Genomic DNA, 10420 nt, shown 5'->3' on the forward strand with positions numbered 1-10420 from the left:
GTTGGAGGCCGCTGGTCCCCCAGTCGATCAGCGGGCTGGGCTCCTGGGCATGCAGGGTCCTGGGAAGGGTCTCGTTCTGGAGTGCGAGGACCATCTTCATCACACCGATGACACCCGCGGCGGCCTGGGCGTGCCCGATGTTCGACTTCGACGAGCCCAGCCACACCGGCCGGCCCGCCTCACGCCCCGGACCGAACACCTCACCCAGAGCACCCGCCTCGATCGGGTCACCCAGCGACGTCCCCGTCCCGTGCGCCTCGATCGCATCGATATCACCCGGGGTCAGGCGGGCCGCCTCCAGGGCGTCCTGGATCACCCGCTGCTGCGAGGGCCCGTTCGGAGCCGTCAGCCCCTGACTGCGCCCGTCCTGGTTCACCGCACTGCCCCGCAGGACCGCCAGCACCCGGTCCCCGTCACGCTCCGCGGCCGACAACCGCTTCAGGACCAGCACACCCGCGCCCTCGGCCCAGCCCGCACCGTCCGCGGCCGCCGAGAACGACTTGCACCGCCCGTCCGCCGCCATCCCCTTCAACCGGGAGAACTCCACGAACAACGCCGGGGTGCTCATCACGGTGACACCACCGGCCAGAGCCAGCTCGCACTCACCCTGACGCAGCGCCTGCACCGCCAGATGCACCGACACCAACGACGACGAACACGCCGTGTCCACCGTGATCGCCGGCCCCTGCAGACCGAGCGAATACGCAATGCGACCCGACACCACGCTCGACGCGTTGCCGGTACTGACGTAGCCGTCGAGGGCATCCAGGTCGTGACCCTGCTGGTTGCCGTAGTCGGAGCTCATCGTGCCGAGATAGACACCCGTGCGGCTTCCGCCGACCGAGTCGGGGCGGATCCCGGCCCGCTCCAGCGCCTCCCACGACGCCTCCAGCACCAGCCGCTGCTGCGGATCCATCGACAACGCCTCACGCGGCGAGATCCCGAAGAACGACGCATCGAAACCTTCGACATCGTCGATGAACCCGCCCTCACGGGCGTAGCTCTTGCCGACGGCCTCGGGGTCGGGGTCGTACACGCCGAGACCGTCCCACCGCGACGGCAGGCCGCCCACAGCGTCCCCGCCCGATGCCAGCAGCTCCCAGAACGCCTCCGGCGTGTCGATCCCGCCCGGAAGCCGGCACGCCATCGACACGATCGCGATCGGTTCGGTGCGTGACGCGCGTTCGGCGGTGAGTTCCTTCTCCGTCTCGACGAGCGCGTTCGCCGTTCGCCGCAAATACGCCTCGAGCTTTTCGAGCTTCTCGACTTCGGACGCGCTCATTCGCTCACTCCAAGCTTGCGATCCAGGAACTGAAGAAGGTCATCCGTGCTGCCGGTGTCGATCTCGGCCTCCGGCTCCGGCTGCTCGTCGGCCACGGCTGCGGTCTTCGCCAGTCCGTCCCTCAGGGCCAGCAGACCGGCGGTCAGACCCTGCTCGTCGAGCTGGGCCGGTGTCGCGGAGCGCAGCAGCTCCACCAGGCTGTCGATCTGCTTTCTGGTCACGCCCCGCCCGCTGCTCGCCGGGCCGCCGGAGCCGATGGCGAGCCTGTCGAGCAGCAGTGCCGCGATCGCGGTGGGGGTCGGGTGGTCGAAGGCCAGGGTCGAGGGCAGGGACACCCCGGACTCGGCCGAGAGACGGCGGCGCAGTTCGACCGCCATCAGCGAATCCATGCCCAGTTCCTTGAGGACCTGGTCGGCGCCGACGCCGCCCGTCCCGGACACTCCGAGGACGGTCGCCGCTTCCTGCTGCACCAGCCGGGCGAGGTGAGCGGTCCGTTCGCCCTCCGGCAGTGCCAGCAGTCGTTCGCGCAGCCCGGAGGGGGTGCCGCCGGACTCGCCGGCCCGTTTGCGCGGGGCCCGCAACAGATTCCGCAGCAGCACGGGCACCTCGCCGCCGTTGTCCGACTCCCGCTGCAACGAGGTGAGTTCGAGCCTCACCGGCACCAGGTGCGGATACGGCTGCGTCAGCGCGGCGTCCAGGGCGGCCAGGCCCTGCTTCTCGCTCAGCGCACCGATGCCGCGGCGGCGCATCCGCGCCAGTTCGGCCTGTCCGAGCCCGGCGGTCAGACCGATCCCGGCCTGCTGCCACAGGCCCCACGAGAGGCTGACACCCGGCAGGCCGTCGGCACGTCGCCGGGCGGCGAGGGCGTCGAGGAACGTGTTCGCGGCGGCGTAGTTGGACTGTCCGGCACCGCCCAGGACTCCGGCGGCCGACGAGAACAGGACGAACGCCGCCAGACCCAGGTCCTTCGTCAGCTCGTGGAGGTGCAGTGCGCCACCGGCCTTCGGCGCCAGGACCCGGCTCAGCCGCTCGGCGTCCTGGGCCTTCAGCAGCCCGTCGTCCAGCACTCCGGCAAGATGGAACACACCGGTCCAGGGGTGTTGTGCGTCGGCGGTCGCGAGCACCGTGGCGACGTCCTCGCGCCGGCCCACGTCGCAGGCCACCACCTGTACGCTCGTGGCGCCCGCGGCGGTCAGTTCCGCCACCAGTTCCACCGCTCCAGGTGCCTCCAGCCCGCGTCGCGAGGTCAGTACCAGGTGCCGTACCCCGTGCGTACGCACCAGGTGTCCGGCCACGGCACGGCCCAGCTCGCCCGTGCCGCCCGTGATCAGTACCGAACCCTCGGGGTCGAGCGGGTCCGCGACCGGCTGTCGCCGACCCGGTTCGGTGATGTCGGCGTTCGTCGTCCGGACGAGCCGTGCGGCGAGGATCCCGCCGTCACGGATCGCGATCTCCGGCTCGCCCGCCATGGCGACCGCCCGGGGCAGCAGTGCTTCGTCGGCGCTGCCCGTTCCGAGGTCGATGAGGCGGATCGCACGCTCGGCGTACTCGTTGCGCACCGTGCGGAGCAGCCCCCACAGTGGCGCGTGTGCCAGGTCGCGGACGTCTTCGTCCGCGTCCACGGCCGAGCGCGTGATCCACAGCAACTCCGTTGTCTCCAGGCGTGGTTCGCCGAGGAGACGCTGAAGCGTGCCCAGCGCGGAAGCGGTCAGCTCCTGCGCGGCACGAGCGATGTCACCGTCTGCCGGCGCTGCCGCCGCCGTTGCGTCGACGGCCAGTCGAGCGGGCGCCTTCCTCCCGTCATCGAGGTGGGCAAGCAGTACATCCACATCAGCCACATGGTCGGCCTCCAGGATCTCGAACGCCCCGGCGTTTTCGCCGAGGATCCATATGCCGTCGGCCGGCGTCTCCTGGGTGACGCGCGGCGTCCGGAATTCGACGCGGTAGAGGTGCTCGACCGACTCACCGGCACGGATCTGCTCGGCGCTCGCCTCACGGATGGCCAGGCCCTGTACGTGGACGACGGGTTGCCCCGTGGCGTCGGCCACCCGGATACGGGCGTTGGTGTTCGTGTCGTCGAGGTCGATGCGTACACGCAGTTCGGTGGCGCCGGTGGCGTACAGCTCGACACCGGTCCACTCGAACGGCAGGAACACCGGCTTCCCGGCCGCGTCCGCCTCCTGCCGTACGCCCATCAGGGTGTGCAGGGCGGCGTCCAGGAGTGCGGGGTGGATGCCGAAGTCGTCGGGCCGGAGCCCCTCGGGCAGGCGGACGGTGCCGTACGCGGTGTTGCCCTTGCGCCACAGCCCGGTCAGACCCTGGAAGGCGGGACCGTACTCCAGGCCACGGGCACGGAAGTCCTCGTAGAACCCGTCCAGCGCGACCTGCTCGGCACCCGGAACCGGCCACTGCGCCAGGTCCGCGAAGTCCTCGAACTGTGCCGTTCCACCGTCCGCCAGCTCACCGGCGGCGTGCTGGCGCCAGGCGTCCTGGCTGCCCTCGGCACGGCTGTAGACCGTCACCGGGCGGCGCCCCTGGGGGGTTTCCGCTCCGACGACGACCTGGAGGCGGAGGGGGGTGTCGTCGGTCAGGACGAGGGGTTCGAGGAGGGTGAGTTCCTCGACGGCAGTGGCGCCTATGTGGTGGGCTGCGGTGAGGGCGAGTTCGAGCAGTCCGGTGCCGGGGACGAGGACGGTCCCGAAGGCGGCGTGTTCGGCCAGCCAGGGCTGGTCGGTGAGGGAGAGCCGGCCGGTGAGCAGGTGGCCCTCACCATCGGCCAACGCGGTCACCGCTCCCAGCCAGGGGTGCCCGGAGGCGTCCAGGCCCACGGAGCGGACGTCGCCGGACGGCTTCGGGGCGTCCATCCAGTAGTGCTCGTGCTGGAAGGCGTAGGTGGGCAGATCGGCGAGCCGGCCGTCCGTGCAGCGCTCCCAGTCGATGGTGTGGCCCTGGACGTGGAGGAGGCCGAGGTTGCGCAGGAGCTGGGCGGTGGTGCCGTGGTCGCGGGCGAGGGAGCCCACGACGATCCCGCCCCGCTCCGCACTCCCGTCGGTCAGCGGCATGGACAGCACCGGGTGCGCGGAGATCTCGACGAAGACGGTGTGGCCGTCGTCGAGGAGCCTGTTCAGGGCGCGGTCGAAGCGGACGGGCTCGCGCAGGTTGCGGCACCAGTAGCCGCCGTCCAGATCCGTGCCGTCGGACACCTCGCCCGTCACCGTGGAGTAGAACGCCAGGTCCGCGCGGCGCGGGGCCAGGTCCTCAAAACTCTTGGCAAGGTCGGGGAGGAGGGGGTCCATCTGGGCGTTGTGGGAGGCGTAGTCCACGTTGATCTTGCGGGCGTAGACCTCCCTGTCCTGGAGCTCGGCCACGATCCGCTCGATCGCGTCCGCCTCCCCGGAGATGATCGTCGACCCGGCGGTGTTCACCGCGGCGACGGACAACGCGTCCCCGTACGGGGCCAGGAACTCCTCCACCACCGCGACGGGGCGTTCGATCAACGCCATGCCGCCCTGTCCGGCGCAGGCCAGGACGGCCTTGGAGCGCTGGGCGACGATCTGCGCGCCCTGCTCCAGAGTGAGAGCACCGCTCACCACCGCGGCCACCACCTCGCCCTGCGAATGACCCACCACGGCCACCGGTTCGACACCCAGGGACCGCCAGAGTGCGGACAGGGCCACACCCATCGCAAACAACGCCGGCTGGACCACATCCACCCGGTCGAACGGCGGATGATCACCCTCCTCACCCGCCAGAACCTCCCGCACCGACCAGCCCGTGAACGGCAACAGCGCCGCATCACACGCATCCACCGTCTGCGCGAACACCTCACTGGAGGACAGCAGTTCACGCCCCATACCGACCCACTGCGAGCCCTGGCCCGGGTAGACGAAAACAACCTTCCCGCGCTCACGCGCATCTCCGGTGACGACCGCATCATGCGAACGCCCCCCGGCCAGCGCCTCCAGGGCTTCGACCAGCCCGGCCGCATCCGACGCCACCACACTGGCCCGGGACTCGAAGTGCGAACGATGACGAGCAGCCGTCACCGCCACATCCGCCACCCGCACACCCTCACCACGAGAGATCCAGGACGCCCAACGCCCCGCCTGCTCCCGCAACGCCGCCTCGTCACGACCCGACACCACCACCGGCACCGCACCGCCGGAAACCTCCGCCACCTCCGCCGACTCCACAGCCGGCGGCTCCTCGACCACAACATGCGCATTCGTACCGCTCAGACCGAAGGAGGAGACACCGGCGCGGCGGGGACGTGCCGTGTCGCGTGCCCAGGGTCGTGCCTCGTCGAGAAGTCGGAGCCCGCTGCCGTCCCACTCGATGTGCGGGCTGGGCTCGTCCACGTACAGGGTCTTCGGAAGGGTCTCGTGCTGGAGCGCGAGGACCATCTTCATCACGCCCACGACACCCGCGGCGGCCTGGGCGTGCCCGATGTTCGACTTCGACGAGCCCAGGTACACCGGCCGGCCCGCGTCGCGCCCCGGACCGAACACCTCTCCCAGAGCACCCGCCTCGATCGGGTCACCCAGCGACGTCCCCGTCCCGTGCGCCTCGATCGCATCGATATCGGCCGGAGTGAGGTGCGAAGCCTCCAGGGCCGCCTGCACGACCCGCTGCTGCGAGGGGCCGTTGGGGGCGGTGAGGCCCTGGCTGCGGCCGTCCTGGTTGACGGCGCTGCCGCGCAGGACCGCCAGCACCCGGTCGCCGTCGCGCTCGGCGGCCGACAGCCGCTTCAGCACGAGGATGCCGACCCCCTCGGCCCAGCCCGCACCGTCCGCCTGCGCCGAGAAGGACTTGCAACGTCCGTCCGGTGCCATGCCCTTGAGCCGGGAGAACTCCACGAACAGGGCCGGGGTGTTCATGACGGTGGCACCGCCGACGAGGGCGAGTTCGCACTCGCCCTGGCGCAGGGCGGTGGCCGCGAGGTGCATCGCCACGAGGGACGACGAGCACGCGGTGTCGATGGTCACGGCCGGGCCCTGGAGACCGAGCGCGTACGACACCCGGCCCGAGACGACACTGCTGGCGTAGCCGGTGCTGGTGTAGCCGTCGAGGGCGTCCAGGTCATGGCCTTGGTGGCCGTAGTCCGATGTCATGGCGCCGAGGTAGACGCCGGTGCTGCTGCCGGTCAGCGCGTCGGGCCGGATCCCGGCCCGCTCCAGCGCCTCCCACGACGCCTCCAGCACCAGCCGCTGCTGCGGGTCCATCGACAACGCCTCACGCGGCGAGATCCCGAAGAACGACGCATCGAAACCTTCGATGTCATCGATGAAACCGCCCTCACGGGCGTAGCTCTTGCCGACCGACTCCGGGTCCGGGTCGAAGAGGTCGAGTTCCCGCCAGCGCTCCGGCAGGCCGCCCACCGCGTCGCCGCCGGATGCCAGCAACTCCCAGAACGCCTCCGGCGTATCGATCCCACCGGGGAGTCGGCACGCCATCGACACGATCGCGATCGGGTCGCTCTCCGCGGCCGACGTCTTCCGGGCCATGCGGGCGGGAGAAGTCCTCGGCCGGTCCGAAAGTGCGAACTTCTCCAGCAGAAGGCCCGCCACCGCAGTGGGGGTGGGGTAGTCGAAGGCGAGGGTCGAGGGCAGCGTGAGACCGGTCTCGGCCGAGAGCCGACGCCGCAGCTCCACCGCCATCAACGAGTCGATCCCCAGCTCCTTGAGCACCTGCTGCGCACCGATCCCGTCCGCATCGGACACACCCAGAACCACAGCGGCCTCACGCTGGACGAGCCGGATCAGCCAGGCCGAACGTTCCGCCTCCGGAAGCGCTGCCAGCTGCTCGCGCAGACCGGACGGGGTCGCCGCGGACTCCCCGGCACGCTTGCGCGGGGCGCGCAACAGTCCTCGGCAGAGGGGCGGCACCGACCCGCCGCCGTCCGCTTCGCGTTGCAGGGAAGACAGTTCGAGCCGTACGGGCACGAGGTGGGCGAGTGGGTGCGAGAGGGCCGTGTCGAGTGCGGTCAGCCCCTGCTTCTCGCTCAGCGCGCCGACACCCTGGCGGCGCAGTCGGGCCAGCTCCGCCTGGCCGAGGCCCGCGGTGAGCCCGACTCCGGCCTGCCGCCACAGGCCCCACGACAGGCTGACAGCCGGCAGACCGTCGGCACGCCGCCGGGCGGCGAGGGCATCCACGAAGGCATTGGCCGCGGCGTAATTGCTCTGCCCCGCGCCACCGAGCACTCCGGCCGCCGACGAGAACAGCACGAACGCCGCAAGATCCATACCTCGCGTCAGCTCGTCCAGGTACGCCGCGCCCTGCGCCTTGGGCGCCCATACGTGGGCCAGGCGCTGCGCGTCCTGCGCCGGGAGCACACCGTCCGACAGCACTGCCGCCAGATGGAACACACCCGTCCACGGCCGCTCACCGTCGACGTTGGACAGCACTGCCGCGATTTCGTTCCGGTCCGACACGTCGCAGGCCACCAGGCGTACGGTCTCGGCCCCTGCGGCGGTCAGTTCCGCCGTCAGCTCCTGGGCGCCGGGCGCGTCCTGGCCACGTCGCGAGGTCAGCACCAGGTGCCGCACTCCATGCGTACGCACCAGGTGTACGGCCACGGCACGGCCCAGCTCACCCGTACCACCCGTGATCAGCACGGTGCCGGACGGGTCCAGCACCGACCCCGAGCCACCATCGCTGTCGCTGTCGCTGTCGCTGTTGTTGCCGCTGTTGTTGCCGCTGCTGCTGTCGGCGGCTGCCGCGCGCACCAGCCGGCCCACCCGCACCCGGCCCTCACGCACCACGACCTCGGGCTCGTCCACGAGGAACGGAACCTTGACGTCGGCAACGGCGTCGAGGTCGACGAGCCGGATCACCCGCTCCGGGTATTCGCTGCGCGCCGTGCGCAGCAGCCCCCACAGCGGGGCGTGCACCAGGTCCCGCACCCCGTCACCGGCGTCCACCGCACCACGCGTGACCCACGTCAACGCGACTTCTTCCAGGCGGGGTTCGGACAGGATGCGCTGCACGAGGACAAGGGCTTCGCCGGTCGTCTCCAGTGCGGTACCGGCCGAGTCGGTCGTCTCCCCGGTCGCCCCCGTCATGTCGATGACGAGGCGCAGAGGCGGTTCGATGCCTTCGTCCAGCCGGGCGAACAGTCCGTCGGCCTGCGCGATGCCCTGCGCGCCCAGGACACGGGCCACCTCGCCATTGCCGCCGAGAACCCAGACCTCCCCGTCCGGCGCCTCCTCCGGCGCACGGGGTGCCACGAACTCGACGTGGTAGAGGTGCTCGGCCGAAGCACCCGACCGAACCTGTTCGGCCGTCGCCTCACGCAACTGCAGCCCCTGCGCGTGTGCCACCGGGCGACCGGCCGGGTCCACGGCCGACAGGCTCAAATTGGTGCCCGTGTCGTCGAGCTCGATGCGTATGCGCAGTTCGGTGGCGCCGGTGGCGTACAGCTCGACACCGGTCCATTCGAAGGGGAGCGGTACGTGTCCCTCGGTCCCTGTTCCGTCCTGGACCGCCACCATGGTGTGCAGGGCGGCGTCCAGGAGTGCGGGGTGGATGCCGAAGTCGTCGGGCCGGAGTCCGTCGGGGAGGCGGACGGTGCCGTACGCGGTGTTGCCCTTGCGCCACAGCCCGGTCAGGCCCTGGAAGGCGGGGCCGTACTCCAGGCCACGGGCACGGAAGTCGTCGTAGAACCCGTCCAGCGCGACCTGCTCGGCACCCGGAACCGGCCACTGCGCCAACTCGTCGGCCGCCTCCGGAACGGCGGACTGCGCCTGCCCCAGCTCACCGGCGGCATGCTGACGCCACGGAGCATCCTCGGACACGTCCTCACCACGGCTGTAGACCGCCACCGGGCGGCGCCCCTGGGGGGTTTCCGCTCCGACGACGACCTGGAGGCGGAGGGGGGTGTCGTCGGTCAGGACGAGCGGTTCGAGCAGGGTGAGTTCCTCGACGGCCGAAGCCCCTACGTGGTGGGCTGCGGTCAGCGCCAGTTCGAGCAGCCCGGTGCCGGGGACGAGAACGGTCCCGAAGGCGGCGTGCTCGGCCAGCCACGGCTGGTCGGCGAGGGAGAGCCGGCCGGTGAAGAGATACCCGTAGTCGTCCGCCGTCGCGGTGACAGCACCCAGCCAGGGGTGTTCCGAGGCCCTGAGGCCCACGGAACGAACGTCGCCCGAAGGTTTCTCCGACTCGATCCAGTAGTGCTCGTGCTGGAAGGCGTAGGTGGGCAGATCGGCGAGCCGGCCGTCCGTGCAGCGCTCCCAGTCGACGGTGTGGCCCTGGACGTGGAGGAGGCCGAGGTTGCGCAGGAGCTGGGCGGTGGTGCCGTGGTCGCGGGCGAGAGAGCCCACGACGATCCCGCCCCGGTCGGCACTCCCGTCGGTCAGCGGCATGGACAGCACCGGGTGCGCGGAGATCTCCACGAAGACGGTGTGACCATCGTCGAGGAGCCTGTTCAGGGCGCGGTCGAGACGGACGGGCTCGCGCAGGTTGCGGCACCAGTACGTACCGTCCAGGTCCGTGCCGTCGGAGACGTCTCCCGTCACCGTGGAGTAGAACGCCAGGTCCGCGCGGCGCGGGGTCAGGTCCTCGAAACTCTCGGCCAGGGCGGGGAGCAGGGGGTCCATCTGGGCGTTGTGGGAGGCGTAGTCCACGTTGATCTTGCGGGCGTAGACCTCCCTGTCCTGGAGTTCGGCCACGATCCGCTCGATCGCGTCCGCCTCCCCGGAGATGATCGTGGACCCGGCGGTGTTGACCGCGGCGACGGACAACGCGTCCCCGTACGGGGCGAGGAACTCCTCCACCACCGCGACGGGGCGTTCGATGAGGGCCATGCCGCCCTGTCCGGCGCAGGCCAGGACGGCCTTGGAGCGCTGGGCGACGATCTGTGCGCCCTGCTCCAGGGTGAGAGCACCGCTCACCACCGCGGCGACCACCTCGCCCTGCGAGTGACCGACCACGGCCGTCGGTTCGACACCGAGGGACCGCCAGAGTGCGGACAGGGCCACACCCATCGCGAACAGCGCCGGCTGGACCACGTCCACCCGGTCGAACGGCGGGTTCTCGCCCTCCTCACCGGCCAGGACCTCCCGCACCGACCAGCCCGTGAACGGCCGCAGAGCGGCGTCACAGGCGTTCACGGTCTGTGCGAACACCTCGCTGGATTCCAGG

At 71.0% G+C, this 10420-nt stretch carries 2 protein-coding genes; both read right to left on the minus strand.

Going from position 1 to position 10420, the window contains the following annotated elements:
• Nucleotides 1-1237: type I polyketide synthase (locus tag EAO76_RS41340; RefSeq protein ID WP_399463708.1), on the minus strand; the 1237-nt coding region annotated here is incomplete at its 3' end.
• 41 nt (nt 1238-1278) lie between these two features.
• The gene (locus EAO76_RS41345) at nt 1279-10419 is read right to left on the minus strand and encodes a type I polyketide synthase (RefSeq protein ID WP_262376192.1); all 9141 of its coding nucleotides are present in this window, start codon (nt 10417-10419) and stop codon (nt 1279-1281) included.
• Nucleotide 10420 lies beyond the last annotated feature (1 nt).

Origin of the sequence: Streptomyces sp. sk2.1 (assembly GCF_008120935.1) — a bacterium.
In the GTDB taxonomy this organism is placed as follows: Bacteria; Actinomycetota; Actinomycetes; order Streptomycetales; family Streptomycetaceae; genus Streptomyces.